This is a genomic window from Chthoniobacter flavus Ellin428, from assembly GCF_000173075.1.
In the GTDB taxonomy this organism is placed as follows: domain Bacteria; phylum Verrucomicrobiota; class Verrucomicrobiia; order Chthoniobacterales; family Chthoniobacteraceae; genus Chthoniobacter; species Chthoniobacter flavus.
On sequence record NZ_ABVL01000028.1, the window covers coordinates 57,942 to 84,123 of the forward strand.

Annotated in this window: 20 protein-coding genes; 15 read left to right on the top strand and 5 right to left on the bottom strand. The window is 62.2% G+C overall.

Going from position 1 to position 26,182, the window contains the following annotated elements; genetic code table 11:
• Positions 1 to 28 precede the first annotated feature (28 nt).
• Together CFE428DRAFT_RS27890 and CFE428DRAFT_RS27895 are read left to right on the top strand one after the other, a co-directional pair.
• Positions 29 to 2,953, top strand: a complete 2,925-nt coding sequence (locus tag CFE428DRAFT_RS27890; RefSeq protein WP_006983051.1) for a sensor histidine kinase — start codon at positions 29 to 31, stop codon at positions 2,951 to 2,953.
• On the top strand, positions 2,953 to 3,579 hold the full coding sequence (locus tag CFE428DRAFT_RS27895; RefSeq protein ID WP_006983052.1) for a response regulator: 627 nt from the start codon (positions 2,953 to 2,955) through the stop codon (positions 3,577 to 3,579). Before CFE428DRAFT_RS27890 ends, CFE428DRAFT_RS27895 begins: the two co-directional genes overlap by 1 nt.
• Positions 3,580 to 3,736: 157 nt before the next feature.
• Here the strand turns inward: CFE428DRAFT_RS27895 and CFE428DRAFT_RS34610 are convergent, their stop codons facing one another.
• A complete protein-coding gene (locus CFE428DRAFT_RS34610) occupies positions 3,737 to 4,654 on the bottom strand; it encodes a peptidoglycan recognition protein family protein (protein WP_006983053.1) in 918 nt (305 codons plus the stop codon).
• A gap of 138 nt (positions 4,655 to 4,792) precedes the next feature.
• On the opposite strand from CFE428DRAFT_RS34610, the gene CFE428DRAFT_RS27905 reads away from it, so the two are divergent.
• The 6 genes from CFE428DRAFT_RS27905 to CFE428DRAFT_RS27930 all read left to right on the top strand — a co-directional run bounded on the left by CFE428DRAFT_RS27905 (position 4,793) and on the right by CFE428DRAFT_RS27930 (position 12,578).
• Positions 4,793 to 5,566 (top strand): proteasome-type protease, encoded by a 774-nt coding sequence (locus CFE428DRAFT_RS27905; RefSeq protein ID WP_042725959.1) that lies wholly within the window; start codon positions 4,793 to 4,795, stop codon positions 5,564 to 5,566.
• Complete coding sequence (locus tag CFE428DRAFT_RS27910) at positions 5,563 to 6,201, top strand: phosphoribosylanthranilate isomerase (protein WP_006983055.1); 639 nt, start codon at positions 5,563 to 5,565, stop codon at positions 6,199 to 6,201. Before CFE428DRAFT_RS27905 ends, CFE428DRAFT_RS27910 begins: the two co-directional genes overlap by 4 nt.
• Before the next feature lie 178 nt (positions 6,202 to 6,379).
• Positions 6,380 to 8,200, top strand: coding sequence for a type IV pilus secretin PilQ (locus CFE428DRAFT_RS27915; protein WP_157447660.1), 1,821 nt, complete (start codon positions 6,380 to 6,382; stop codon positions 8,198 to 8,200).
• A gap of 150 nt (positions 8,201 to 8,350) precedes the next feature.
• Positions 8,351 to 9,346: a S1 family peptidase gene (locus CFE428DRAFT_RS27920; protein WP_006983057.1), complete on the top strand. Its 996-nt coding sequence runs from the start codon at positions 8,351 to 8,353 to the stop codon at positions 9,344 to 9,346.
• Positions 9,347 to 9,677: 331 nt separating this feature from the next.
• The gene (locus tag CFE428DRAFT_RS27925) at positions 9,678 to 10,811 is read left to right on the top strand and encodes a Gfo/Idh/MocA family protein (protein ID WP_006983058.1); all 1,134 of its coding nucleotides are present in this window, start codon (positions 9,678 to 9,680) and stop codon (positions 10,809 to 10,811) included.
• Between the two features lie 210 nt (positions 10,812 to 11,021).
• Entirely contained in the window at positions 11,022 to 12,578 is a 1,557-nt protein-coding gene (locus CFE428DRAFT_RS27930) for an MFS transporter (protein WP_006983059.1), read from the top strand.
• A gap of 110 nt (positions 12,579 to 12,688) precedes the next feature.
• On the opposite strand, the gene CFE428DRAFT_RS36275 is transcribed toward CFE428DRAFT_RS27930, so the two are convergent.
• Positions 12,689 to 12,976, bottom strand: a complete 288-nt coding sequence (locus CFE428DRAFT_RS36275) for a hypothetical protein (RefSeq protein WP_006983060.1) — start codon at positions 12,974 to 12,976, stop codon at positions 12,689 to 12,691.
• Positions 12,977 to 13,286: 310 nt separating this feature from the next.
• Between CFE428DRAFT_RS36275 and CFE428DRAFT_RS37880 the strand changes: the two genes are divergently transcribed.
• Both CFE428DRAFT_RS37880 and CFE428DRAFT_RS27940 read left to right on the top strand, forming a co-directional pair.
• The gene (locus tag CFE428DRAFT_RS37880) at positions 13,287 to 13,454 is read left to right on the top strand and encodes a hypothetical protein (protein WP_006983061.1); all 168 of its coding nucleotides are present in this window, start codon (positions 13,287 to 13,289) and stop codon (positions 13,452 to 13,454) included.
• A gap of 340 nt (positions 13,455 to 13,794) precedes the next feature.
• On the top strand, positions 13,795 to 14,751 hold the full coding sequence (locus CFE428DRAFT_RS27940) for a UbiA family prenyltransferase (protein ID WP_006983062.1): 957 nt from the start codon (positions 13,795 to 13,797) through the stop codon (positions 14,749 to 14,751).
• Between the two features lie 3 nt (positions 14,752 to 14,754).
• Here CFE428DRAFT_RS27940 and CFE428DRAFT_RS27945 read toward each other — a convergent pair whose 3' ends face one another.
• Positions 14,755 to 15,411: a TVP38/TMEM64 family protein gene (locus CFE428DRAFT_RS27945; RefSeq protein ID WP_006983063.1), complete on the bottom strand. Its 657-nt coding sequence runs from the start codon at positions 15,409 to 15,411 to the stop codon at positions 14,755 to 14,757.
• A 277-nt stretch (positions 15,412 to 15,688) separates the two neighbouring features.
• On the opposite strand from CFE428DRAFT_RS27945, the gene CFE428DRAFT_RS27950 reads away from it, so the two are divergent.
• Together CFE428DRAFT_RS27950 and CFE428DRAFT_RS27955 are read left to right on the top strand one after the other, a co-directional pair.
• Positions 15,689 to 18,388 carry a glycosyl hydrolase family 28-related protein gene (locus CFE428DRAFT_RS27950; RefSeq protein WP_162145320.1) on the top strand — a complete coding sequence of 900 codons (2,700 nt, stop codon included), beginning with the start codon at positions 15,689 to 15,691 and terminating at the stop codon, positions 18,386 to 18,388.
• A 118-nt stretch (positions 18,389 to 18,506) separates the two neighbouring features.
• A complete protein-coding gene (locus CFE428DRAFT_RS27955; protein WP_006983065.1) occupies positions 18,507 to 18,992 on the top strand; it encodes a TspO/MBR family protein in 486 nt (161 codons plus the stop codon).
• A 6-nt stretch (positions 18,993 to 18,998) separates the two neighbouring features.
• On the opposite strand, the gene CFE428DRAFT_RS27960 is transcribed toward CFE428DRAFT_RS27955, so the two are convergent.
• Both CFE428DRAFT_RS27960 and CFE428DRAFT_RS27965 read right to left on the bottom strand, forming a co-directional pair.
• A complete protein-coding gene (locus CFE428DRAFT_RS27960; protein WP_006983066.1) occupies positions 18,999 to 20,615 on the bottom strand; it encodes an ABC transporter substrate-binding protein in 1,617 nt (538 codons plus the stop codon).
• Positions 20,616 to 20,622: 7 nt separating this feature from the next.
• A complete protein-coding gene (locus CFE428DRAFT_RS27965; RefSeq protein ID WP_006983067.1) occupies positions 20,623 to 21,690 on the bottom strand; it encodes an ABC transporter ATP-binding protein in 1,068 nt (355 codons plus the stop codon).
• Positions 21,691 to 21,820: 130 nt separating this feature from the next.
• Here CFE428DRAFT_RS27965 and CFE428DRAFT_RS27970 point away from each other — a divergent pair, with 130 nt between their 5' ends.
• The 3 genes from CFE428DRAFT_RS27970 to CFE428DRAFT_RS27975 form a co-directional block, all read left to right on the top strand.
• The gene (locus CFE428DRAFT_RS27970; RefSeq protein ID WP_006983068.1) at positions 21,821 to 24,118 is read left to right on the top strand and encodes a hypothetical protein; all 2,298 of its coding nucleotides are present in this window, start codon (positions 21,821 to 21,823) and stop codon (positions 24,116 to 24,118) included.
• Positions 24,000 to 25,358 (top strand): hypothetical protein, encoded by a 1,359-nt coding sequence (locus CFE428DRAFT_RS37885; RefSeq protein ID WP_157447661.1) that lies wholly within the window; start codon positions 24,000 to 24,002, stop codon positions 25,356 to 25,358. The genes CFE428DRAFT_RS27970 and CFE428DRAFT_RS37885 overlap by 119 nt, the downstream gene beginning before the upstream one ends.
• A 390-nt stretch (positions 25,359 to 25,748) precedes the next feature.
• Positions 25,749 to 26,182 (top strand): IS110 family transposase (locus CFE428DRAFT_RS27975; protein ID WP_157447662.1); only part of this gene is annotated, 434 nt, incomplete at its 3' end.

A 26,182-nucleotide genomic window follows, 5' to 3' on the forward strand; every position in this document is an offset into this window, starting at 1 on the left:
TCGCTCCACACCGCGTATTCTGACGGCAATGCTCCCCCGAGCCATTCTCTTCCTGGTTGCGTTGCTCCTGCCAGCTCTCGCCCACAGCGAGCCGGCGTGGCTCGTGCGTGCCTGGCAAAGCGACGACGGCCTGCCCAACAACGACGTCACCTGTCTCGCCCAGGCGCCCGATGGCGCCATGCTCTTCGCCACCCGCGGCGGGCTCGCGCGGTTCGATGGCTGGCGCTTTCGCGACGTGCCCATGAACGTTTCCGGCCACGGCGGCAGCGGGGTGAATGCGGTGCTGCCGGCGCGCGATGGCACGCGCTGGTTGGTCGCGCGCGCGGTGGTCGTGCGGCAGCATCCCGGACAGCCGGATCAAGTCATGGAAATGCCGGTGCTCGATGTCGGCGGTTCGCGGGAGACCGCGTTTTTCGAGGACACCCACGGGGTGGTGTGGCTCTGCTATGAAGGCGGACGGTTTCATCGCATCGAAAAGGGGCACATCGAGCAAGTGCCGGTCGCGCCGGGCCTGGCGCCGACCTTCGCCTCGTGCGCCACCCTCGACGCGCGCGGCGACGTCTGGGCCTCCGGCCCCCGCGTGCTGGCCCGCTGGCGCGAAGGTCGATTTGAAAAAGTCGCCACGCTGCCGAATGATCGCTCGGCGCTCTGCTCCGCCACCACCGGCGGCCTGTGGATCGGCGCCGGAAAAAAGCTATTGCACTACACGGAGACGGGAGGCGTGGCGGAAGCGGGCGAACTGACCGCCACTCCCGCCGGCGCGCGCATCACGACGCTGCGCGAAGACCGCCACGGCCGGCTGTGGCTCGGGACCTTTGGCGGCGGACTTTGGCTGCGCACGCCGGACGGCTTTCAACCGGTCCCGCTGCCCAATGCCGACGTGTGGTGGCTGGAGGAAGATCGCGAAGGCAACATCTGGGCCGCGACAGCAGGCGGAGGCGCGTGCCGGATCCGCCCCCGCGTGCTCACGACTTTCGATGAACCGGGCGGCCCACACGACGAAGCAGCGCGCGCGCTGTGCACCGATGCTCGCGGCGACCTCTGGGTCGCGACGCAAAACGCCCGCCTGTTCGTGCGCCGCGACGGCGCGTGGCGGCTCCTCGCTCCCGGCAGCGACTGGCCGGGAGCCAAAGCGGTCCGCGTCACGGCCGGCCTCAACGGCAACGTCTGGATCGCCAACGGCGACGGCAATCTCGTCCGCTGGGACGGTAACGCCTTCGAGCCGCTCCCTCTTCCACCCGACAAAGCGAAACCGTCCATCTTCGCGCTGCTCGAAGCCAGCGACGGCGAGCTGTGGGTCGCGCGTGGCTTCAACGTCTGGCGCGGCCGGCCTGGGAATTGGCGCGACATTCCCATGCCGGCGGAGAGCGGCGCCGCGCAAGTTCTGGTGCAAGACACGCAAGGCCACATCTGGGCCGGCACGGTCGGAGGGTTTCTGCTGCGCGAAGAAAACGGCAGGTTCGTGCGCGTAGCGGAGGAGGAATTGGGACCGGCCTGCAACGGCATTCGCGCGCTGCTCGTCGCGCCCGACGGCGCCTTGCTCATTGGCACCCAGGGAACGGGCATCGCCCGGTGGTCGGGCGGCCACTGCCGTCTCATCACGCGCGATCAAGGCCTGCCGCACAATGTGATCTCGCAACTCGCGTTCGATACACAGGGCCGGCTTTGGGCGGGCAGCGATGCCGGGATCTTCATGGCGCCCCTGGATCAACTCGTCGCCGTGGCGGAAGGCCGCGCGCCCACTTTGCAAGTCACCGTTTTCGGCCGGAGCGAAGGGGTCAGCGGCCTCCAGGCCAATGCCAGTTTTCCCGGCACGCTGCGGGACGCCGAAGGCCGCCTGTGGTTTGCCACTAGAAATGGTATCGTCATTGCCGATCCGGGTGTCGTGGGCGGCAATCGTGTCCCCCCACCCGTCGCGATCGAAACGATGCGGGTGAATGGCGCGCTCATGCCGCCGACTGCGGAGATCGGGCCCGGCGTCCGGCAATTGGAATTCGAGTTGAGCGCCTTCAGCTTTACCGCTCCGGAAAATGTCCGGCTCTTTCATCGGCTCGACGGCCTCGACACCGATTGGGTGGCCACTCCACCGCAACGCACGGCGGACTACGCGCATCTGCCGCCGGGAGATTACACGCTGCGGGTCCGGGCGGAAAACAACGATGGCATTCCGAGCGAGCACGAAGCGCGGCTCGCCTTCGCCGTTCGGCCATTCCTCTGGCAAACGGCCTGGTTCCGCTACGGTCTCGCCGCCGCCGCGCTCGGCGCCGCGGCCTTTCTCGCGCACCTCGCTGCCGAACGGCGTTCGCAACGCCAGGCCGAAGCCCTGCGCCGCGAAGCGGCAATCGAACGCGAGCGGGCGCGGATCGCCCGTGACATGCACGACCAGCTGGGCACGAGCCTCACCCGCATCTCGCTGCTCAGCGATCTCGCCCAATCGGAAAATCACAGTCGCCACCTACCCCAACTCGTCGCCACGGCACACGAAGCCGTCACCGCGCTCGACGAAATCGTCTGGGCGGTCAATCCGCGGCACGACACACTGGCCAGTCTCCTCGAATACCTCGGCCAGCAGACGAGTGAAACACTGCAAGCGGCCGGGATTCGCTGCCGGCTCGAATTTCCCGATCACCCTGCGCCGCGCGCGCTCTCCGCCGATTTTCGCCACCACTTGTTTCTCATCGTCCGCGAAGCGGTGAACAACGCGGTGAAGCATGCCCGCGCCACGGAAGTCCGGCTCACGGTCGAACCGCACCCCGCCGGTCTCCACCTCATGATCGCTGACGACGGCCGCGGCTTTGACCAAAACGGCACGATCGGCAATGGTCTCGCCAACCTGCGCGAACGCACCACCGATCTCGGCGGTACCTGCCAGATCACGAGCACGCCGGGCTCCGGCACGACCCTTGCCCTGCGGCTCCCCTGGCCGCCCGAGCATCCCCAGCCCCCACTCTAATGCCCATCCGTATCTCCATCGTCGAAGACGACCGCATCACCCGCGAAAGCCTCGCCGCGCTGATCGCGCGCGCGGAGAATTTGGAATGCCTCGACACCTACGCCAATGCCGAGGAGGCCCTCCACCATGCGCCGGAACGGCTGCCCGATGTGCTGCTCGTGGACATCAATCTCCCCGGCCGCAGCGGTATTGAATGTGTCGCCGCTCTCAAGACCGCTCATCCGCGACTCAATGTGCTCATGCTCACGACCTACGACGATACGGAAAACATCTTCGCTTCGCTGCGCGCTGGCGCGAGCGGCTATCTCCTCAAGCGCACTCCCTCGGCGGAGATCATCACCGCCATCCGCGAAGTGCACGCTGGCGGATCACCGATGTCGATGCACATCGCGCGCAAAGTCGTCTCGCATTTTCACCTCGCGCGTCCGGCGAACCCGGAAATGCAGACCCTCACGCCGCGCGAGCATGAAATCCTCACGCTCCTCGCGCGCGGCCTGCACTACAAGGAAATCGCCGACCAATTGGGCATCAGCACGAGCACCGTCCGCGCGCATTTGCACACCATCTACGGCAAGCTGCACGTCCAGTCGCGCACCGAGGCGGTGGTGAAGTTCCTTGGAAAATGACGAATGACGAATGACGAACGAATTGGGCATTCGTCATTCGTCATTCCGCCCTCCTACGTTCCCGGCTGGAAATAGCGACTGTGAATCCAGTTGTAGGGGAAGTGCGCTCCCGGGCAATCGGTCGGCCAGCGGGGCGGGTTGATTTCCCGGTGCGGCTTCACGATCGCCTGCTGCCCGTTGATCTTGCCCACGCGCTGCCGGAGATAGCGGATGAGTTCGTCGCAGGCTTCGAGCTGATTCTTGCTCGGCGTATCGCGATGAAATCGCCGACCAGGCAGATACCGAGGGCGATGTTGTTGAGATAGTCGCTGTGCACGTGGCCGCCATTGATCTGCCGCTTCCAGCGGTTGCCGATCTCGATTTCGCCGTCGCCCGTGGAGGTGCCGTTGCCGATCACGAAATGATAGGCAAGGCCGTTCGGCATCTTGCGCACGTGGAGATGGTAGTAGTCGAACGCCTTGGCGTTGCCCTGCCGCGTGCCGCTGTTGTGGACCACGATGTATCGCCAGCGATGCGCCAGCACCGGAGCATGGTCGATCTCGTAGCGAATGCTCTTGGTGAGGAATTTCCAGTGCTCGAACCAGCCGGGCGCCGGCGCGGGTTGATAGCTGTGCTGTTCCTCAAAGCTCTGCTTCTCGATGACGACCGGCGCCGTGACGGGAGTGTGCGGGGCCGGGATCGGAGTCGGCGTCAGGTGCGGCTTAGGCGTAGCAGTGGGCTCCGGTTTGGACGTGGCCGTGGGCTCTGGCTTGGGGCGCGGTTTCGGCTTCGGCGTCGTCTCGGGCTCCGGTTTCGGCTTTGGTTTCGGCGTCGCTTCCGGCTCCGGCGGTTTGGGCGTGGCCGCGGGCTTCGGAGCGGGGGTGGCTTCCGGCGTCGGCGTCGCGGCGGGGCGCACCGGCTTGGGCTTCGGCCGCGGCGTGGCTTCCGGCGAGGGAGTGAACGGCAGCGTCTTCATTTCCTCGCGCGCCTTGAGAAACTGCTTTCGCTTTTCTTCGTCGGTTTGGTTCCGGTCCTGGGCGAAGGCGCACGTTTTCAGCACCAAAACGAGCAGCAAAAGAGGGAAAATGAAACGCACGCGACGGAGGCTAGACGAAGAAAGGATGAAGGAGGAAGGATGAAGGATGAAAATCCGAAGGTGCCGCAATACGCAATATTGCTCGCCGTCCCGCGTCCCTCTTTCATCCTTCATCTTCCGCCTTCATCCTTTTTTCCCATGACCTATTGCCTTAGCCTGCTCTGCCGCGAAGGGATTGTTTTCATCTCCGATTCGCGCACCAGCGCCGGCGTGGATAACATCACCGTGCAGCCGAAGATGCGCATCTACGCAGAGAGCGGCGACCGCGTCATTTGCTTGATGACGTCCGGGAATCTTTCGCTCACGCAATCGGTTTACGCGCTGATCGAGGAGGATTTTTTGCTCAGCAAGAGCGCGCCGGATCAGAGCACGCTCATGAATCAGCGGACCCTCTTCGAAACGGCGCGCTATGTCGGCCGGAAGATCCGCGACGTGGGAGAGATGGATCGCAAGGCGCTCGAGGCGGCGGGATTCAGCTTCAACATCAACGTGCTCCTGGGCGGGCAAATCGCCGGGCAGAAGCACGAGATTCATTTTGTCTATCCGCAGGGCAATACGCTGCAGGCCAGTACGGCTTCGCCCTTTCTCCAGATCGGCGAATTCAAATACGGCAAGCCAATCCTCGACCGCGGATTCGACTTTGAGACCTCGCTGCGCGACGCGGTGACCTTCGGCATGCTCTCGATGGAAGCCACGGTGAAGTCGAATGTCTCCGTCGGGCCGCCGATCGATGTCTTCGCCTACGAGGCCGATTCGCTGGCGATGAAATACCGTGCGCGCCTCGAGGAGAACGACGCTTATTTCCACGAAATCCAGACGAAATGGGGCCGGGGCCTCGTGCAGCTTGTCGAAGCCATGCCGCGCATGCATTTTCCCGGTGTATCTACTGAACCCGGAGAATCCGCCTCATGACCAATCCAGCCCGTGTCCGTATCAAAATCTGCGGTGTGACGAATGAAGAAGACGCACGTGCCGCGACCGATTTCGGGGCCGATGCACTTGGATTCAATCTCTGGCCGGGCTCAAAGCGCTATATCGATCTCGATCGCGCGTTCTCGTGGATTCGTGGCCTGCCGCCGCTGGTCACGCGGGTCGCAGTATTGGTGAATATGCCTCTCGATGATGCGCGGCGGATCGCCGATCACCCGGCCATCGATGTCGTGCAGTTTCACGGCGACGAAGATGAGAGCTACTGCGCGCAGTTTGCGGCCTGCGGGCGCCCCTTCATCAAGGCCCTGCGCGTCCGCGATGCGGCTTCGCTCGACAATCTGGAAACCTTCTCGACCCCGAGCATCCTCCTCGATGCCGACGCAGGAACGGCCTATGGAGGCACTGGCCGCCAACTGGATCCGCAGCTCGCTGCAGAGGCAGTGCGACGCTTCCCGGGAGTGAAAATCATCCTCGCCGGCGGCTTGAAGCCGGAAAACGTCGCCGAAGCCGTCCTGGCCGTGCGCCCCTATGCGGTGGACGTGGCCAGTGGTGTCGAGGCGACTCCGGGACGCAAGGATACAGAGAAAATGGCCCGCTTTTTCGCCGCTCTCCGGTGAGTCGGTAGTATTCGGTAAGGGGGCAAATCGCCCTTCTCTGAAGGATTCTCAAATCATCACATCTGAGAGCGGTTTTTTCTCGGAGGTGAGATATTTATCGCAAAATGCGAATACGTAGTGACGGTGGCGTGCCATGTGCTTTTACGGAATCCACAACCCATTCACCCGAAAGCAAATCATGGCCAAACTTTCCACCTCCCTCTGCGCAGCCGCTGTTCTCACCGTGAGTTCCGCCGCGGCGCAAGACACAGCCGCCGCCACACCCGCGCCGGCTCCTATTGTTCCCCCTACTCCTGGGGCCGTGGCTCAGGCTCCGGTGGCTCCGCCCACTCCAGGCGCGGTCGCTCCGGCTCCGATTGAGCCGCCGGTTCAGTCGGCGACCCCGCAGCAGATCGTTCCTCCGGTTCCGGGCGATCCGAATGCGGCCGCGGTTCCCGGTGCCGTCCCGGCGGTCAACGGCCTGCCGGCTGGCGCGGCTCGTCTCAACGACTTTCAGGGCGACCCCATCGACCTCGTGCTCCGCACCCTCGCCCGCCAGGCGAAGATGAACATCGTGGTCAGCGACAAGGTCGCGCAGAGCGCCGGCACGGTGAACATGCGCATTGAAGACAAGACGCCCGCCGAAGCCATCGAGATCATCGTCGAGTCGAAGGGTCTGGTCATGGACAAGGGCAAGGGCGATGTCTACTACATCAAGACCCCCGAGGAAAAAGCGAAGGAGCCGACGGAAAGCGGCAGCTACACCTTCAGCTACGCGCAGGCCGAAAAAGCGGTGCCGCTTCTCCAGACGCAGCTCCAGAGCGGCGTGGCCCCGCAGTTCGACCAACGCACGAACACCATCTTCTATCGCGAGAACCGCTCGAATGTCGACAAGGTCAAGGCGTTCCTGGTGAGCATCGATTCTCCCACGCAGCAGGTCATGATCGAAGCCCGCCTCGTGGAAGTGACCGCCAACCCGAAGCAGAGCTACGGCATCAACTGGGGTGGCACGGTCGGCAGCTCGAGCACTCCGCAAACCTTCAGCTATGGCGCGCCGACGGTCCCTGGTTCGCAATCGGTCAACCTGCAGACCAATCCCACCACCGGCCAGGTAACGCCTGTCATTGTTAACAGCCAGTTGCCACAGCTGGTCACCACCAACGGCAAACTCACTCCTGGTGACTTCTTGATGAATGGCGAAACCCGCGGCGGCTTTGGTGACTTGCTCGCCAGCCAGTTCGCCATCCTCACCGTCCCCTCCATGTCGGCTACGCTGCGGCTCTTGAACGAAGACTCGGATGCCGAATTCCTCGCTCACCCGCGTGTGGTCACCGCGAACAACCAGAAGGCTACGATCAAGATCGTCCGTAATCAGCCGATCCCGCAGTTGAACTTCAACGAGCAGACCGCGCAAGCCGTGTTCAGCGGCTTCCAGGACAAGGAGTTCGGTAACACGCTCATCGTCACGCCCTCCATCAACAAGGACGACTTCATCTCGATGTCCGTGCAACCGGAAATCAGCAACAAAGTCGCCGACGCCACCTTCACCTTCAGCGGCGCGACCGTGACCAGCCCGGTCATCGACAAGCGCACGCTCGACTCGAACGTGGTCATCAAGAGCGGCGACACGCTGGCCATCGGCGGCTTGCTGCAGGATGAAGTCACGAAGGGCCGCACGAAGGTCCCGGTAATCGGTGATATCCCGATCCTCGGCTACGCCTTCCAGGAACGTCTCAACGTCCGTACCAAGCGCAACCTGCTCATCTTCGTGACACCCACGATCATCAAGCAGGGCTACGGCACCGGTCTCGAAGATCAGGTAACCGGCCTGCACCACAGCGGTGAGGAATATGCCGACCCGAATGGCTGGCGGAACAACGCTCGCGGCGCCGTTCGCCTCGCGCCGACTGCGGAACGCCAACTCGCGGCCGACTATCCGAAGCCGGGCGTGCCTCCGGCCCCGGTGAAGACCGGCTGGTTCCATCACAAACCGAAGGCCACTCCGGCTCCCGAGCAGTAGTCAGTCTTTTGGCGGACCGGGCCGCCTGAAAAGGGGGAAACCTCCCCGGCAATTTATAAACCTCCAAAAACGCCGACCGGAAACGGTCGGCGTTAAGGTTTTTTAGAGCATTACTGGAATTCCACGCTTATATCGTCGAGCATTCCTGCCATGATCCGGCCGTTCGCCATTTTCATCACCAGTGCCGTCCTGCTCGGCGCGCTTCCGGTCCACGCCCAGTCCCCCGCTTCCGCCTCCCACCTCACGGCCACCACCACGGCTGACAAGACGAAGACGCCGCCGGTGGACAAACTGCTCCAGCCCCGCACCCCGGTGGCCGGCCAGCCCTTCGACGATCGCGAAATCGAGCTCTATTTCGAAGCCAAAAGCCAAAAGCTCTACAAAGAAAAGCGCGTCAGCCCGCTGCATTTCGAGCGTCACGTCTGTGGCTTGCAACTCACCAATCCGGGCGCGGAGAAACTCAGCGGTCCGGCGATCGCCGCCCGAGCCGAAGCCTCCACGCTCGTGCTGGGCGAATTCTCCCGCGAAACGAACAAGAAAAAGAGCGGCATCGCCTTCAACGTCGCCGGCGGCGGCTTTGTCATTGCGCCTGGCGTCTGCCTCACCAGTCTCCACGTCGCCAAGGACAAGGATGCCCGCGGTTTCTGCGCCCTCACCCGGGATGGCCATGTCCTCCCCGTTCGTGAAGTGCTCGCCTACGAACCGGTGAATGACCTCGCCATTCTCCAACTCGACCTGCCCGAAGGTGTAGAGCTGCCCGCCCTGCCGCTCGCCCGTGATCCCGCGCCCGCGGGTTCCCCGGTCTTCGTCATGAGCCATCCCGACGATCGCTTCTTCCTGCTTTCCACCGGCTATGTCGCCCGTCACACCCTCTGGCGCACGAAAGCCGGCGTCGAAGCGTTCATGTCCATCACCGCCGATTTCGCCAAGGGCTCAAGCGGTTGTCCGGTGCTCGATGAACACGGCACGGTCATTGGCATCGTCAACAATACGGAATCGATCTATTACGATGACGATGGCCACCGCAAGCAACTCGACCTGCAAATGGTGGTCAAGAACGCCACGCCTTCCTGGGCCGTGATGCCGATGATCGAGGGCACGCCGAAGACCGCCTCGGGCGCGCCGACCGCCGCTCACGCGCCATAAGCCGAACCGGACCGAGCCGGTCTCTGGTGCCACGTTCACCTGACTCCAAGCGGAGCGGAATTTCGCATTTGCGCGAGAGCGCTTCTCTCAAAGGTGGACGCCGAGCCCGTCTGGCTCTGCCCCCGATCATTCCTCTTCCTCCTATCTCTTCCATAATTGAAGATGGAAGCGATGGGAGAAATGAGGGTCATAGGAACTCCCGCGCGCTCCCAAAATCCCCCATCGCCCGCGAACGCCCGCCAGCACTGATTTCCCCATTGACACTCCCGGAGCGCCCCGCTGTTATGCGACCCGTTTCGCCCCCAAAAAGCGCGGGCTTTTTCCCCATTTCATGCCTTCCAAGAAAATCAACGTCGCCATCGTCGGCCTCGGCTTTGGCGCGGAGTTTATTCCTATCTATCAACGGCATCCGAACGCCCACATGTACGCCATCTGCCAGCGTACCCCGGAAAAGCTGAATGCGGTCGGGGACGCCTTTGGAATCGAGAAGCGCTACACCAAATTTGAAGAGCTGATCAAAGATCCCGCGGTCGATCTCGTTCACATCAACTCGCCCATCCCGGATCACGGCTGGCAATCCATCGCCGCGCTCAAGGCCGGCAAGCATGTGAGCTGCACGGTGCCGATGGCCACCAACCTCGCCGAGTGCAAGCAGATCGTCGATCTCGTGAAGAAGACCGGTCTCAAGTACATGATGGCCGAGACCGTCGTTTACGCCCGCGAGTATCTCTACATGAAGGAACTGCTGGACAGCGGCAAGCTCGGCAAACTGCAGTTCGTCCAGGCCTCGCATCAGCAGGATATGGATGGCTGGCCGAACTATTGGCCCGGCCTTCCGCCCATGTGGTATGCCACACACTGCGTCGGCCCCGTCTCCGGACTCATCGGCGCACCGGCGGAATATGTGAGCTGCTTCGGTTCCGGCACGATCCGCAAAGAACTCATTAAGAATTACGGCAGCCCCTTTGCCGTCGAGACCGCGCACGTCAAGTATGCCGGCAGCGACGTCAGCGCCCGCATTATCCGCAGCCTCTTCGATACTGCGCGCCAGTATCGGGAATCCATCGACGTCTACGGCAGCAAGGCCAGCGTCGAATGGCCGCTCATCGAACACGAGCCACTGGTGCTGCACACCGCCAAGCTGCCCGAGCCGAAGATCCCGAAGCTCGTCAAGACCCCCGATTTCGCCAAGCGTCTGCCCAAGCCTATCCAGGTCTTCACCACCGGAGGCGTCTATGGTGGCAAAGGCACCGGCAAGAAATCGCACCGCAGCTTCGTGCAAGGCGCCGGCCACGGCGGCAGCCACCCGCACCTCGTCCACAAAATCATCGACGCGCTCGTCCATGACCGCGACCCGTTCCCGAACGCGAAGCAATCCGCCAACTGGACCGGGGTCGGCCTCTGCGCCCACGACTCCGCTCTCGCCGGCGGCAAGATCGTGAAGCTGCCTACGTGGTCGCTGTAATTCTTTTCTTAATCGTTAATCCCTTAATCCTTAATCGTTAATCCTCTGAACGGAGTGATTAAGGATTAAGGGATCAAAGATTAAGGGAGTAAGAGCCTCCCCGAAACCATCCCAACCATCCCGAAAACCGAAACGACCTATCCTTCTATATGTCAGCAACCACTGAGGGGCATCGCCCCTAACGCAAAACGCCTGCTTTTTGCAGGCTTCATGGCCATTCTCGCCGCTGGCGTCGGCTTCGCCATTCGCGGCGGCATTCTCGCGAACTGGGCGGCTGACTTCGGCTTCACCGGCGCCCAGCTCGGCGCCATCGGCGGCGCTGGCTTCACCGGCTTCTGCTTCGGCATCATCATCGGCGGCATCATCGCGGACAAGATCGGTTACGGCAAACTCGTCGTCGCCGCATTCGTCTTCCACGTGCTCTCCGCGTTCGTGACCTTCGGCGCGAGCAAAGGCCAACCGCAGGAAACCGCTTACAATCTCCTCTACTGGGGCACCTTCATCTTCGCGCTGGCCAACGGCACGCTCGAAGCCGTGGCCAACCCGCTGGTCTCCACGCTCTTCCCGCAAAACCGCACGCACTATCTCAACATCCTGCACTCCAGCTGGCCGGCGGGCATGGTGCTCGGCGCGCTCTTCACCTCGGCGGTTGGCGAAGCTCACGGCAATAGCGGCCCGCTTCTCGGCTGGAAGATGCAGCTCGCGGCTTTCCTCCTCCCCACCATCCTCTACGGTGTGCTTTTCCTCGGCCAGAAGTTCCCGAAATCGGAAGCTTCGAGCAAGGGTCTCGGCATTGGCGAAATGCTCAAGGACGTCGGCATTCTCGGTGGCGCGGTTGCCAGCTACATGCTGGTGCGCTTCTTCCACGACGCCATGAATCTTCCCTCGCCGGTGGCTTGGGCGATCGGCGCGGTGGCTCTCGCCATCGTGGCTATCGTCACCCGCTTCTCGCTCGGCGCGGTCCTGCTCTGCGTCTTGTTCATCATCCACGCCATGGTCGGCGCGGTCGAACTCGGCACCGACGGTTGGATTCAGAATATCACCGGCAACATTCTCACCCCCACGCAGGGCAAGCTGCTCTTCGTTTACACGTCGCTCTTCATGTTCGGTCTGCGCTTCTGCGCCCACTTCATTGAAAAGAACCTCAAGCTCTCGCCCATCGGTCTTCTCTGTGTCTGCGCGGTTCTCGCCAGCATCGGCCTGAACCTGGTCAGCGGGATCCAGACCTTCATCGGCGCCATCCTGGCCCTCTCGGTCTACGCGCTCGGCAAGACCTTCTTCTGGCCCACCATGCTGGCCGTCATCGGTGATCGCTTCCCGCGCACCGGCGCTATCGCCATCTCGATCAGCGGTGGTATCGGCATGATGTCCGCCGGTCTCCTCGGTTCGGCTGGCCTCGGCTATGCCAAGGACCGCTTCGCCGCTGACGAACTCCAAAAGGCGAATCCGGCGGCCTACGCCGAGTTCAAGGCGGAGAAGCCCAGCACGTTCCTCTTCCTCGCGCCGGTCACCGGCCTCGACGGCACCAAGCTGGCCGACGTCCAGAAGATGAAGCCGGAAGAACGTTCGCCTGCACAGAAGGCCGTGGCCGACTCCAGCATCCTCGGCGACCGCCGGACCCTGAAGGCCGACTCCTTCATCCCGGCCACCATGTCGATCTGCTATCTCCTGCTGCTCATCTACTTCATGGCCATCGGCGGCTACAAGCCCGCCCAGATCGACATGGAAAAGATCACCGGCGGCATCGACGGCCCCATGGAGGCCTGACGCCCGGGGGGGCATTCCGTAATAATACGCACAAGCGGCACTAACACTGCTTTTATGAAAGGGACCGGTTCACGCCGGTCCCTTTTCATTTTGCATTATCGTCAGCCCGCTTATCTTGCATGATCGCCCCGGTGCCCGAAGATCCGTCCCACAGCCAGAATCCCAATTTCGTTGCGAAGTTTCTGGAGAACGTTCGCGGCACCGTCCCACTCAGTATCGAGCAGATCGAGGTAATGCTTCAGCTCATCACCGTCGCGCGCGGCGAGCAGATCGGCACCTTCCTCGACCTCGGCTGCGGCGATGGGGTCCTGGCCTCCGCCATTCTCCACGAGCACCCGGAAGCCCAAGGGGTTGCTCGTCGATTTCTCCGAGCCGATGCTCGACGCCGCCCGGCGCAACTTGGGCGGGGAGTGGCTATCGCGTGGAATTCCTCGAGGCCAATTTTGCGCAGCCCGGCTGGATCCGCCGCGTTGATCCGCACGCCCCACTCGACGCCATCGTTTCCGGCTTCGCCCTGCATCACCTGCCCGACGCCCGGCAAACAGGACCTCTATCGGGAGATTTTCGAACTGCTCACCCCCGAGGGGATCTTCCTCAATATCGAACACGTCGCCTCGGCCACCCGTTGGACCGAATCCCGACTCGATGACTACATGATCAGCGCGATCTTCGGCAAAGAGCTCTGCTCCCGGCAAAACCCGCGCCCCCGTGGCGCGCGACTACTACGCCCGGGCGGACAAAGACGCCGGCGTCCTCGCCCCGCTCGAGGTCCAGTGCGACTGGCTGCGCAACATCGGCTTTGAAAACGTGGAGTGCTTTTTGAAGATGCAGGAGTTGGCGGTCTTCGGCGGGCAACGGCCGGCAATAGGCGCCTGATAGCACCCAACGTCCAACACCCAAACGCTCAACATCCAACATCCAATTGCGCAAGCGCAGGGTGGCATTGGAATCTGACATTGGACGTCGTTGCTGGATGACAACTGCTCATTGGATCTCCGCTGCCCGGAAAGCTCCGGAGGACTCGCCGGAACTCGCAACACTCAATAACGCCGGCGCTGGGCTACGACACTTCTGAATTGGATGTTGGATGTTGGGTGTTGAGTGTTGGATGTTTTCTTCCTCTGGGTATCGGACGTTGGACGTTTTCTCCATTGGATGTTCGCCGTTGGACGTTCATCCTCCCTCCCCCGATGCTCCCCGTCTTCCTTCACCACCCATGAGCGATACGCCACCCGCCCCTCGCTGGCGAACCTGGCTGCAGCTCCTGCGCGCACCGAATCTTTTCACCGTTCCCGGGGATCCGCTGGCCGGCTTCCTTCTTACCACCGCTGGTCGCGTCGATCTCCGCCTCGTTTTTGCCATCGTCGCCAGCCTTCTCTTTTACAGCCACGGACTGCTGCTCAACGATCTGGCGGATCTCAAGGAAGATCGCCGCGATCGCCCGCAACGTCCGCTGCCGAGCGGCGCGGCGGACAGTCGTGTCGTCCTGCTCGTCGCCATCCTGCTCGCTGGACTCGCGTTGGTGATCTGCTCCTTCGTGAGCCTGCACAGCATCATCGTCGGCGCCCTCCTGCTCACCGCCATCGTCGTCTACAATCTCTGGGCCAAGAGAGTCCCGATCCTCGGCCCCATCGTCATGGGCATCTGCCGTGGCCTCAGCATCCTCCTCGGAGCCGCCGCGGGCATGTGGGAATACGTCCTCCCCACCGGCACCATCATCGGTATCTCGTCCATCCTTTACCACCTCGCCGTCGCCGGGGCGGTGGGCACCGCCCTCTACATCGCGGCCATCACCCACCTGGCCCGCATCGAAACGCTTTCCGATCCACCCGAGCTTCCCCGCACGCTTCCATACATCACGCTCGTTGTCGTCATCATCGGCTTTTTCTTCGCTGCAATCGATCGCACGCACCTGCTGAGTTACACCAATATCTGGCTCTATCTCATCGGCGCCTACACGCTCTACGCCGGATCCAAAATCCACCGCCGCCTCACGCGACAACCGGCTCCGCCAATTCCTCCCATCATCGGCCAGCTCATCCGCCTGCTCCTCCCGCTCCAGGCGATCTTCTGCGTCGCCTCGCGCAGCGCGGCCGGCGCCATCTCCGCCGCGGTACTGCTCATCCTCTGGCCCATCGCCAAGTCCGTCTCGCGCCGTTTCTACGCGAGTTAAATATTACGCCACTGGAGCCTGATCGACCGCCGCCGGTTCCCCCTTGGACACTGCGGCCTTGGCAATCCGCGCAATGTAATTGAGCGCGCAAATCCCGGCGATGGCACCCACCCCGAGCAAAATGTATTTACCGGTCTGGTGAGAGTGATCGGCACTCGACGCCGCGGCCAGATCGTGCGCGCTGGCGCCAATCCAGACGAAAAAGCAATTGGCCGGAATGATCGACAGGAAGGTTGCGATGAAATAGGGCCAGAACCGAATGGCCGTAAGACCGTAAGCGTAGTTGCAAAGCCCAAACGGCATGGGGCACAGGCGCAGCAAAGCGACGATCTTGCCACCCTCGCGGCCGATCGCCGCATCAATGAGCCGGAACTTTTCGTGATGCGAGAGATACCGGCTGACCGCTCCGCGGGCGACGTAGCGCGAAATGAGGAAATTGATCGCTGCCCCCATATTCGTCCCGATGGTAATCGCGATCACTCCCTTCCAGAAACCGAAGATCGCCCCGGCGGCGACGCCAAAGACGGCCAGCGGGACGAAGGCCATCTGGAGGACAACCAGGCCGATCGCATAGCCAAGCACGCCGACCCAGCCAAGCTGTTGCAGCGTGGCGTGCCACTGGTCAAGACGAAGAAGCAAATCGTGAAGGAGTGCGGACATGAGGAGCGCGTTATTTGCCAGAAGTCTCGCACTTTGCAACTGCGGCGCGTTTGAAAGAGAAATTCAGCCGCCAGCCGAACGGAGTATTACGCAGGTCCTTCTGAAACTTTTACAGAGAGAAGAAGTGCCTGCGAATCACTCGAATGACACAAATGAAATCCTTCCCCATTCGCGTCATCTGAGTGATTCGCAGGCGTCTTCGCTGCCCTTTTTTCCCGCCCGCGCTTTGACGTAAAATCCTTCACCTGAGACGCATCATCCGCCTATGCTCGGCTCCATGCTGAAGTCCCCCGTCCGCTGGTTGACGCTGCTGGTCGTGGTTACCGGTGTTTGTGCAGTCCCAGTGATAGCAGCCACCAAAACCAGGCCGGTCGCAACGGCCGACAAATCTGGGCCAAAGCCGGAGGTGATCGGGTTCTGGCGATTTGAACATGACGTAAAGCCAGAGGGACACGGCGCGGCCTTCGGACCGGCCCGGCGGATGGATAGCGGCGTGTTTTTCTTTAACGACGAGGTGCCGGGCCCATTCATTTACGATCCGCTGCAAAAGCTCTCCTACCCCAATAGCGCCAGCCTGAGCTTTCAATCCGACGACAAGCAGAACGACGCGCTGGAGATCGCCGTGAATATGGCGAAAGCCGGACTGGCCGGACAAAGCGTGACGCTGGAGCTTTTCTGCAAACCGAATGCGGAATGGAGCGGGCCGCTGGCCATGAAATCGCGACTGAACGATGCGGCGGCCGAATGGGGCCTGGAGGCGTTGTATTTCGAACAGCAGAACCAGACCTATCTGCATGGCTTTTTCACCCCGCCCGGCGCCGCGACGATCCACTTCCGTGGCGGACATTTCGGAACCAGCGCGCAGGTCCGCAATGGGACTTCGGAATGGCGGCACATCGCCTTTGTCTACGACGCGAGCGTGAAGACGGCCTCGTGTTACATCGATTACTATCAGGTGAAGACGATCCCGATTCCCGGCGAAATGAAATGGGACTCGGGTCCATTCTATATTGGCGGGGGACGCGAACACTCGAGCTTCGGCGGCAAGATCGATGAGGTGCGGCTGACCAAGGGGGCGCTGCGGCCCTCGCAATTCCTGCGGGCGCGGCGCGATCCGCTGGCCGGGGTGAGCTTCGATGGCGCGGAGACATTGCTGCCGCGTGATTGCGGCTACGTCGATTTGAAGGAGTCGTTTGGCGCGCTCGGTGATGGCAAGTCCGACGACACCGCGGCCTTTCGCGAAGCGTTTCGCGTGCTGTCCAACCAACCGGCGCTCGATCACAACACGCTCTACATTCCACCCGGCACCTATCTCGTGACCGATCAACTGGTCAGCGGCCGATCGCTGAGCGTCATCGGTGCCGGCCCGGACAAAACGGTGATCAAGCTTCGTGACAAGTGCAGCGGATTCCTGCGCCCGGAAGATGCCCATGCGGCCTGGAAAATCGACAGCAGCCCGGCACCCACAGTGCCGGACGGCATGTGGAACGAGTGCGCAGCGGGCATCAGCATCTGCCATCTCACCATCGACACCGGCAAGGGAAACAGCGGCGCGAAGGCTCTGGAAGTGACGTCCAACCTGCTGCGACAACTCGATGACTTGCAGATTCGCAGCGCGGACGGGGCAGGACTCGTCGGGCTCGAGCTGGCGCCCAAAACGGGAGGCGCGGCCCTGATCAAGAACCTCCACGTCAAAGGCTACGACTACGGCGTGCTCGCCAGCGGAGCGGATGCGACGACGACCATGGAACAGATCGCCGTGGAAGGGCAGCGACTCGGCGGCATCAAGAACATGGGCAGCATCCTGGCGATCCGCCAATTAACGAGCACGAACAAGGCGACGGCGTTGATGAGCCTGAGCGCGGACTCGATGGTGACGTTGCTGGATTCCTCGCTGAAGGGCGGCAGCAAAGATGTCGCGGCGATCCAATGCGAAGGAGCGCTCTGCGCCCTGCGGGTGGAAACCGCCGGATACAATATGGCGATCCGCAAACGGGAACTCGTGGATGGCAAAACGATGGAGTGGAAGGACACGACCGTCGCCGGGCCAAAGATCGACGAATACTGCGGCGACAGCATCGTCACCACTCACGGTGCGGCGGCCAGGCCGCTCACCTTGCCCATCGAAAATGTCCCCGAGGTCGTCTGGGGCGATATTCATAAGGACTGGGTGAACATCTTCCGGTTTGCCGACAAGAAGGATGGCGACGATTGGGCGCCGGCAATCCAGGCGGCGATCGATTCCGGGGCGAAAACGATTTACTTCCCGGCAGGCGATTATGGCGTGCAAACGGCGGTCCATATCCGGGGGAAGATCGAGCGCCTCTTCGGCTTGCACAGCCGCATCACCCGCAGCAGCCGACTCCCGGCGGAAGATGCGGCCCTCATTTTCGACGAACCCGGCGCGAAGCGCGTGGTGTCGATCGAATGCCTGGAATTCGACGGGCTGCGCAATCTTTCCCCCGCCACGCTCGTGCTGAAGAACACCTGTCCGGGCCATTACGACAACACCGAAGGTTGTGGAAAGCTCTTCATGGAGAATGTGGTGGGAGCGGATTTCCAATTCAGCCAGCCACAATCGGTCTGGGCCTGCCAATGGAACAACGAGAAGCACGGCATCTTCAGCCATGGCGCGACGATTTGGTGTCTCGGGTTGAGCGCGGGCGGCGAAAGCGGCGTACTCTCGACGGAGGGTTCCGCGAGCACGGAGATCTTCGGCGCGTTGGTTCGTCCCGCCAGCAACATGGACCAGAGCCGGCCTTTTTTCCGGAATACGAATTCCCGGCTCTCGCTGATCTATGCGACCACGCAGGGTGAGCCGCCCCACACGCTGCAGATCGTCGATACCCAAGGGAACGATGCGGAGAAAATCGAAAGCGAGAAGCTGAAGTGGCTCAGTGGCCGTGGTCGGATGGATCTCTTCCGCAGCGACGCCAAGGAAGAGAGACCATCGGACAATGGGACAACCAGACAGTGACTTCTCTCTGCGGCCCTCTGCGTTCTCGGCGTCCTCTGCGTTTAATTCAGCAGCGGCCACCGTTTTGTTTAAATTGCTCCAGGCATCCGCGCACCACCCGAGATTCGTTCCTTTCGGGATGGATACGTCCAAAAAGTACCATTGGCTTTCCCTGTTTGTCCTGATTGGGGCGACCTTCGGAGCGAGCGCGTTTGGTGCCCTGGCGGCCAGCAGTTCGCTGGGGAGCTGGTACCACCTGCTGGCGAAGCCATCGTGGAACCCGCCGGAAGAGGTGTTCGCGCCCGTGTGGTCAGTGCTCTATTTGATCATGGCCATTGCAGCGTGGCTGGTCTGGCGGCGTGGATCGGAGAATGAGGTCATTCCCGCGATGACCACCTACTTCGCCCAACTGGTCCTAAACGTCCTCTGGCCCCTGCTCTTCTTCGGCCTGCGCGCGCCAGGTTGGGCGGCTCTCGACATCCTGCTCCTTTGGCTGGCAATCATTGTGGCCATCGCCCAATTCCGCCGCGTGTCCGTGCCCGCGGCCTGGCTGCTCGCGCCGTATCTGGCCTGGGTCACTTTCGCCTCGGTGCTCAACATCACCATCTGGCGAATCAACGCCTGAGTCACCTTAACGCCCGGCACGCGCCAGTTCGGCGACCCGGATATATTGGGCGCGGAAATGATCGGCCAACTCCTTGGCCAGTTGCACTTCGTGAATGCGGTCGGGGCCACCCAGCGACTCCCGAATCCGGCCCGTCGCCGCCGCATAGTCGACGACACTCACGTCTTCAAAAGCCCGCGTCGCCTCCGGCGGAAACTGCGCGACCTGCAACGCCTCCCACGCATGCTGAAGCTCCTCATGCGAATCGATGCACATTACGCGAAAAATGAAGGCGATCTGACGGAAGAGCGCCGCCGTCCATTGGTCGTGATAGACGAACTCGCGCGCCTGTGCGTAAGGATCCACATCGGGATCGGACCGGAATTCGCGATACTTTGGCGCATACATGGCCGGCAGGATGGGTAACCGGCGCAGCGCATAGTGCTTTGGTCCGCCCGGCGTGCCGACTTTCCAGTTCCACAACTTCTGCCCCTCAGGCGACATCAGGAAGGCGATGAACTCTTTCGCCACCTCGCGATTCGGCGCGCCGCGAAACAGCCCGATCGGGTCGACGCCGAACGAGGTGCCACCCTCCGCATTCACATACTGCAGCCGTGAACTGCCATCCGGCTGGCGCACCGCCTCGTTTTGGAAACGTCCGTAAAAGTCGATCGTCATGCCCGCCGCCGCCTCCCCGGCCGCCACATCGAGCGCGATCTTGGTCGAGGAGTCGGTGAAGTAGCGGGCATTGGCGCCGATCTTCATCAGCAGCCGCATCCCCGCCACCCAGCCCTCGCGCACCGCGGCCTGCTCTTCCTCCGGGGTCACTTTGCGACCGCCGAGGCGTTCCTGAATTTGCTGCTGGATCACCATCTCGAAGGTCTTGTTGACCGAACCGCTCTGTGTCGGGTTGGCCAGGGCGATCGCGTGGAAATACTGCGGCGACGTCAGGTCGGCCCACCGCTTCGGTGGCTGCGCGATTCCCAGTCGCTGGAGCGTTTCCGGGTTGTAGCAGATCCCGAAGGAGGAGATCACCGTGCCAATCCAACGCCCCTGCGGATCCCAATACGGCTCGCCGCTGACGACCTTTGGAATCTGCCCCGGCCCATCGCCAAACATCTCCGGGTGTTCCTTGAGAAAGCCGCAATCCACGAGAAAGCCTTTCCCCGCTGCTTGCTGAGAATCGTAAGCGCCACCGCCAAAGAACAGGTCCAGCTTGGAGCCGATTTGGGAATCGAGAAAGGCCCGGCGGGCCTGCTGCTCGGGCGTATCCTTCGCCGGGTCCGGCCCCAAGGTCACCTTGCGATTGCTGAAGCTGCTCTCCACCAACTTGCTCCAGGGGCGGTGCAGGGCGCCCAGCCAGTAGTTCTGAAATGAGGCGATGAACTCGGCATCGATGTAGCGCCCGATCTCGCTGGTCCCGCCCGGAATCCGCCAATCGACGTGCACCCGCTGGCCATGTTTGGCCCGGTACCAATCCTCAAAAGCGCGCCCATATTCGGACCGGATTGACTCATTGTTGGGCGTGATAATCACCACCGTCCGCTCACCTGCGAGCAGGATTCCTTCGCCCTTGGGGCGCAGCAAAATGGGTCCGACCAGCACGCAAATCAGCGCCAGGAGGAGGGGCAATTGGCGGGCCATAAAAGGGTCAGCGGGGCAGCACCACGACGTCGTCCGGCGACACGCTGGCGAAGACCTCGCGGTCGCTACCATGGCCTACGAAACGGGGGTTTAGTTCGTAAATCTTGAGCGCCCCGCCAGCCGCGGTAAAACGGTACTGGGCGGTCTCGCCGAGGTACATGCAGTCCTCGATTCGGCCGGCCACGGTGTTACTTTTTGGCGCGGTGGTGGAGAGCTGCCAACTCTCCGGGCGAATAGATATTACGCACTCATCGCCGACTTTCAGCGTGCTTCCTTTCGCTGGAACTACCGCGGAAAAAAGGCCGAACAAAGTTTCTACTTCCAGACCGTAATTATTCGCCTTGACCCTTCCATCAATAAAATTCGTTTCCCCCATAAAATCAGCCACAAATCGCGATACTGGAGCGCGATACACTTCGACAGGTTTCCCTATTTGTCGAATATGACCGCCTTCCAGGATCGCCATGCGATCCGCGATCGATAGCGCTTCCTTTTGATCGTGTGTCACGTAAATAGCCGTCAGTCCGAACTCCTTGCAGATGCGCCTTATTTCCGTTCGCATCTCCAGCCGGAGTTTTGCATCGAGATTCGATAGCGGCTCATCGAGCAACAGACACTGCGGCCGAATGACCAGCGCACGAGCGAGCGCCACGCGCTGTTGTTGACCACCCGAAAGCTGGTGAATTTTGCGCCCGCCCAACCCTTCCAGTTTCACCAAGGCCAGCGCTTCCGCCACCCGCTTCTCGATCTCCGGCCGGGCCAACTTTCGCTCCTCCAAACCGAAGGCCACGTTCTGCGCGACGGTCAGGTGCGGCCACAGCGCGTAGCTTTGGAACATCATGCCGGTGTTGCGCCGGTGCGGCGGTTGATGGGTGACGTCTTCGGTCCCGAAGAAGATCCTCCCCTCCTCCGGCACGATGAACCCGGCGATGCTCCGCAGCAGGGTCGTCTTGCCACAACCGCTCGGTCCGAGCAGGAAGAATATCTCACCCGGTTCGATTTTGAGGTCGAGTTGGTGCAACGCCACGGTGTCACCGAAGCGCTTCGTCACTTGGTCGATGGTCAGCGAAATCATGCGGTCGAACGGCGCCAGTAGGCGGCGACGCGCGGGATTTGTCGAACGGAAATCCGTTCCGCCATCTCTGAACGAATCAGTAACGCGTATTCGCTTTTCATCCGCTCCGTTTCCATCCATCCATTAATTCATGCGCTCGCTCCTCCCCCAGTTTGCGGCGTCCGGTATCTGGCTGGCCGCACTTGGTTCGCTTAGTGGCGCCGGGACGCCACCACCTCCATCGGCATCGACCGCCAAACCCACCGCCACCCCTGCCCCCGCGCAATTCATTGGCCGGCTCACCCTTGTCCGGTACGACTTGCCGATCGCCTTTTCCGACGGCTACGCGCCGACTCACCAAACCGTCCGGCACAAAGACGGCGACGAGGAAATCGCCTGGCCCGACTTCACGCTGAATGGCCGTCCTATCTTCCGCGGCAAAAGCGAGGAGCAAATCCCGCTGAAACTGCGTCAGGGTGGCGAAGCGAACTCCCCCTTCCAATTGCCGACCGACGACGTCGTGCAACCGGGCAACCACTGGCTGCGCGCCATCGATTGGCGCCGCGGCTTGCGCCATATCTATACGGCCGACGACACCGCGCGCACCGCCAACTCCGGCGCGACCATGACCGGTCGCTACGAACTGTGGCTCTTCCCGATCTTCATCCAGGGCGAAGGCGGGCCGGCGGTGAAGAACGTGGAACTCAAGGTCGGCAACACAATCATCTATAAGCAGGCGGGCCCGTGGCGTTCGCTCACCCTGCTCCTGCCGCAAAATGAACCTGGCAAGCCGTACACCCTCTCCGTGGATGGCCGCGCGCCGGTGACTTTCCAGGCCGGCCTGCAGCCGGTCAAGCCCGGCAACCCGCGCGAAGTGCTCGTCCCGATCAACCTCGCGGTCCCCGGCGACGGACCGAAGATCTCGGTGCGCAACCTCACCACACCGGAGGAATTTCCGAACGCCAAGGAGTGGGCCGCTGACGTCGCCGTTCTCAAGAAACCCCTGCCGCCCACCGTGCCCTATGATCGCGGCTCGGGCATCCACCGCTACCTCAGCGCCGAGGTGCCCGTTTCGCCACTCACTCTCTACGCTGCGGCGCTCCCGCACGGCATGAGCAGCGGCTTCTTCAAGAAAGGCACCGACCCCGAGGCGTACGCCAAAATGCTCGCGGCCCAAAACTACGACACCGTCTTCGAGCCGGTCACCTCGCTGCCCGCGCCCATCGACGCCGAGAGTTTTGAAAAGCGTGGCGCGGCCCTGGCGCGCAACAATGTCCGCTTTGGCCTGCAGTACGACAACAATTGGACACGCCCCGATTTCCAGCATCCGAACCTCGCCATCTTCGCCCACACCCTGCCCGACTGGCATGCCCCGCTCTACCGCAGCCTCTCGCTCGCCGCGCAACGCTTCGCGCGCCTGCCCAATTTCGCCGGCTTCTGCGTCGGCTCGAACAACGCCGGTTACGCCGCTGACCTCTACTCCGCGCTGCCCCATCCCGCCACGCCGTGGGGCGAAGCGATGGTCACCTTTCTCAACACGCCGCAGCCGCGGGTGCCGCGCGCGCCGAGCCTCGGGGCGCCGGAGCAGCGTTTCGAGCAACCGGTGAAAACGGAAGCCGAGTTCACCAAATACGTCGACCGCTACGAGACCTCCTACCAACAGTACGGCTACTTCGCGGAAGCGGTGCGGTCCGTGAACCCGCGTTTCGTCTTCACCACGGGATCCTTCGGCAGTGCGCCGAGCGCCGGAGCCCGCGGCGGCTGGCCTTGGGCGAGCCTGCCCGGACGCACGATGAATGAAGGGATGGCCGTCCAACAGGCCTTCGATGCCAATGAAACGCACGCTGCGAAGCCACTGCATTGCGTCGCCCTCGCCGATCGCCTCCGCAGTTATTTTCCGAAGAAAATCACCTGGGGCCTGCTCGATAATCACTACTTCCTCTACGGCCGCGAAGCCTGGCAACGCGCCTGCGCGCTCCTGCTCACCCGCGGCGTGCAGGGTGTCGGCACGAATTTCCTCGCGCATCAGGAAGGCGATGGCGCCCATCCCGTGACCGTCGCAGCCCAGACGGAGATGAATGCCTGGATGCACAAGTTCGGCGGCGTGTATGCGCGCACCGAACCGATGGCCACCATCGGCATTTTCTACGGCCACCTGCAGGCCGTACAGCGGCGCGTGCTCACCGCAGAGAACCCCAGCGAGGAAGAACTCCTGCAAGCCTCTCACGAAGGCAAGGTCGCCGAGGACGCTGTTCCTCTGCCACGCGGCGGGCTGGCCGGCGCGCGTCATTACCTACCAGGAATTACTCCGCGGTCCTCTGCCCTCCTCGATGAAAGCCATCCTGCTCGTCGGCCTCGACCAGCCGGACTCGAGCTGGAACTGGGGCTCCGGACTGACGCCAGTTTTGCAAAAGTTCATCGACCACGGCGGGCGCATCCTCGCCGATGAGGAATCGACCTGCCCGGTGGCCTTCACCAAAACCAGCATGAAGGTCGCGGCGTACGTCACCGAATCGAACTTCGACCCCACACCGATGCTTTTCACCCGCAACGCGGAAAATATCTCGAAGCTCTGCTCGGCGATGGATGGCGTATCCGCGCCCCTGGCCGCTTCGGAAAGCCAGACCGTCTGGGCCATCCCCACCCGTTGCATGGATACGCAATACGTCACCGTAGTGAATCAAGGCTACGCCGAAGGTGACGAAGCGAAGGAGCGTTTGCTGCCGCCCGATCCCAAAGCGAGCAAGCCCGAGGTCTGGAAGTTCAAGGGCAACGCGAGCCTGTATGTGAAACCGCAGATCGGCGCGCTGAAATGGAGCACCGACCGGCCGATTTACGACGTGCAACTCGGCAAGAAGCTCACTCCGGAGGAAGCCGCGAAGGTGGATCTCACCAAGGACGGTTTCCGCTGGTACGCGCTGCCGCCGGGCGAGATCACCAAACCGGAGATCGTTCTCGATAAAGGCGTGAGCGGCTTTTACGAGGCCCGCGTCATCCTGTCCGGCGAGAAACACATGGGCGGTGTGCCGGTCCAGTTGACCGTCACCGGTCCGAATGATTCCGCCACCGTCTATACCGTAACGGATACCACCGCGCGGCTGCCGCTGCGCGAGACGGACGACGGCGAATACACCGTCACCGCTACTGAGTTGCTCACCGGCCTTACGGAAACGGCCAAGGTCACCAATCACGCTCCCACCACCGTCACCCCTCGCGCGCAGGTGCAGGTCCGCGAACAAGCCGTGGTCAGCAAATTTGCCTCGCGCAAGAAAGTGCCGCTGACCATCGCGCTCACGCCCGAACAGGAAGCGGACAAAGCCCTCGCCGCGCAGGTGCAGGCGTTGAAGAACTTCTACCAAAAGAAAGGGCGCGTGGTGTCGATCGGCTCGGTGAAACCGGGCGGCGTGGTGGAAAGCCTCCAGCCGTTGCGTTCGCCGAATCGGTATCCGCAATGGAAGACAACCACCACGGACTTGATCCTCTTTGGCACGCCATCGAACAACATTCTCCTGTTCGACCAGGCGCGCGGCGAAATCCTGCCCCGCAATTTCGCCTCCCCCGGCCCGAGCGAAGCCGCACTGCTCTACACCCGCTCGCCCTTTGTGGGTGAATGCGACGCCCTGGACATCATCGCCACCGACAACGCCGGCATCACCGCGGCGGTGCAGAAGCTGGTGAGTGCGCCGTAAAGGAAAAACGCAGAGACGCAGAGACGCAGAGGTCCCAGAGAAGCTGGCAACGGCGCCGCTGTCGATAAGCACGGTACACAGGTGCGCGAAGCGCAAAAACAAGGCCGTCATTCTTGGTTGTTGGAAAAGTGCTTTGGTTGGTCTGTTTTCGGGAGCGCTGCTTCTTTTGAAGCGTGCGCTTAACTGAGGAGCGGAGTCGCGGCTGATCCCCGCGACCCCGCCAGCTTCGGTGAGATCGTTTCATTCAGGCGTCGCGGTAATTAGCCGCAGAGCGTCGCTCAGCACGATCGATCGGAGCTTCTCAGGTTTGCCAACTCGAACAGTTGCCAGAGCCGGAGGCCAGGCATCCCTGCCCCGCCGAGCTCGTAAACCCAAGAAAGAGTCTAACCTATGTCATCACCCTCATGCTACCTCGGAGTCGACGTCTCCAAGGACACCCTCGTTGTGGCCGGCCAGAACCGCCGCTGGCAGTTTGCCAACACCAAGGAGGGACAGCGCAAGTTCATCGTCCAAATCAAGAAGCTGTCGGCCGCTGGCCACGTGGTCTGCGAATCGACCGGCCCCTATCATCTGCCCATGTGCCTGGCGCTCCAGGAGGCAGGCATTGCCTTCACCATCGCCAATGCCGCCCGCATCTACTACTTCGGGCTGTCGGAAGGGATCATTGCGAAAAACGATCCCATCGACGCGGCGCTCATCGAACGCTTTGCCCAGAGCAAACGTCCGCCGGCCGATCCGCCGCTCTGCCGCGAGCAACTGGCCTTGAGCGAGAGCGTCACCCACCGCCAGCAACTCGTGGAGATGATCAAGGTCCTGCGCACCCA

Coding starts and splice junctions, on each gene's coding strand:
- CFE428DRAFT_RS27890 (WP_006983051.1), top strand. CDS start 29: ATGCTCCCCCGAGCCATTCTCTTCCTGGTTGCGTTGCTCCTGCCAGCT.
- CFE428DRAFT_RS27895 (WP_006983052.1), top strand. CDS start 2,953: ATGCCCATCCGTATCTCCATCGTCGAAGACGACCGCATCACCCGCGAA.
- CFE428DRAFT_RS27905 (WP_042725959.1), top strand. CDS start 4,793: ATGACCTATTGCCTTAGCCTGCTCTGCCGCGAAGGGATTGTTTTCATC.
- CFE428DRAFT_RS27910 (WP_006983055.1), top strand. CDS start 5,563: ATGACCAATCCAGCCCGTGTCCGTATCAAAATCTGCGGTGTGACGAAT.
- CFE428DRAFT_RS27915 (WP_157447660.1), top strand. CDS start 6,380: ATGGCCAAACTTTCCACCTCCCTCTGCGCAGCCGCTGTTCTCACCGTG.
- CFE428DRAFT_RS27920 (WP_006983057.1), top strand. CDS start 8,351: ATGATCCGGCCGTTCGCCATTTTCATCACCAGTGCCGTCCTGCTCGGC.
- CFE428DRAFT_RS27925 (WP_006983058.1), top strand. CDS start 9,678: ATGCCTTCCAAGAAAATCAACGTCGCCATCGTCGGCCTCGGCTTTGGC.
- CFE428DRAFT_RS27930 (WP_006983059.1), top strand. CDS start 11,022: ATGGCCATTCTCGCCGCTGGCGTCGGCTTCGCCATTCGCGGCGGCATT.
- CFE428DRAFT_RS27940 (WP_006983062.1), top strand. CDS start 13,795: ATGAGCGATACGCCACCCGCCCCTCGCTGGCGAACCTGGCTGCAGCTC.
- CFE428DRAFT_RS27945 (WP_006983063.1), bottom strand. CDS start 15,411: ATGTCCGCACTCCTTCACGATTTGCTTCTTCGTCTTGACCAGTGGCAC.
- CFE428DRAFT_RS27950 (WP_162145320.1), top strand. CDS start 15,689: ATGCTGAAGTCCCCCGTCCGCTGGTTGACGCTGCTGGTCGTGGTTACC.
- CFE428DRAFT_RS27955 (WP_006983065.1), top strand. CDS start 18,507: ATGGATACGTCCAAAAAGTACCATTGGCTTTCCCTGTTTGTCCTGATT.
- CFE428DRAFT_RS27960 (WP_006983066.1), bottom strand. CDS start 20,615: ATGGCCCGCCAATTGCCCCTCCTCCTGGCGCTGATTTGCGTGCTGGTC.
- CFE428DRAFT_RS27965 (WP_006983067.1), bottom strand. CDS start 21,690: ATGATTTCGCTGACCATCGACCAAGTGACGAAGCGCTTCGGTGACACC.
- CFE428DRAFT_RS27970 (WP_006983068.1), top strand. CDS start 21,821: ATGCGCTCGCTCCTCCCCCAGTTTGCGGCGTCCGGTATCTGGCTGGCC.
- CFE428DRAFT_RS37885 (WP_157447661.1), top strand. CDS start 24,000: ATGAAAGCCATCCTGCTCGTCGGCCTCGACCAGCCGGACTCGAGCTGG.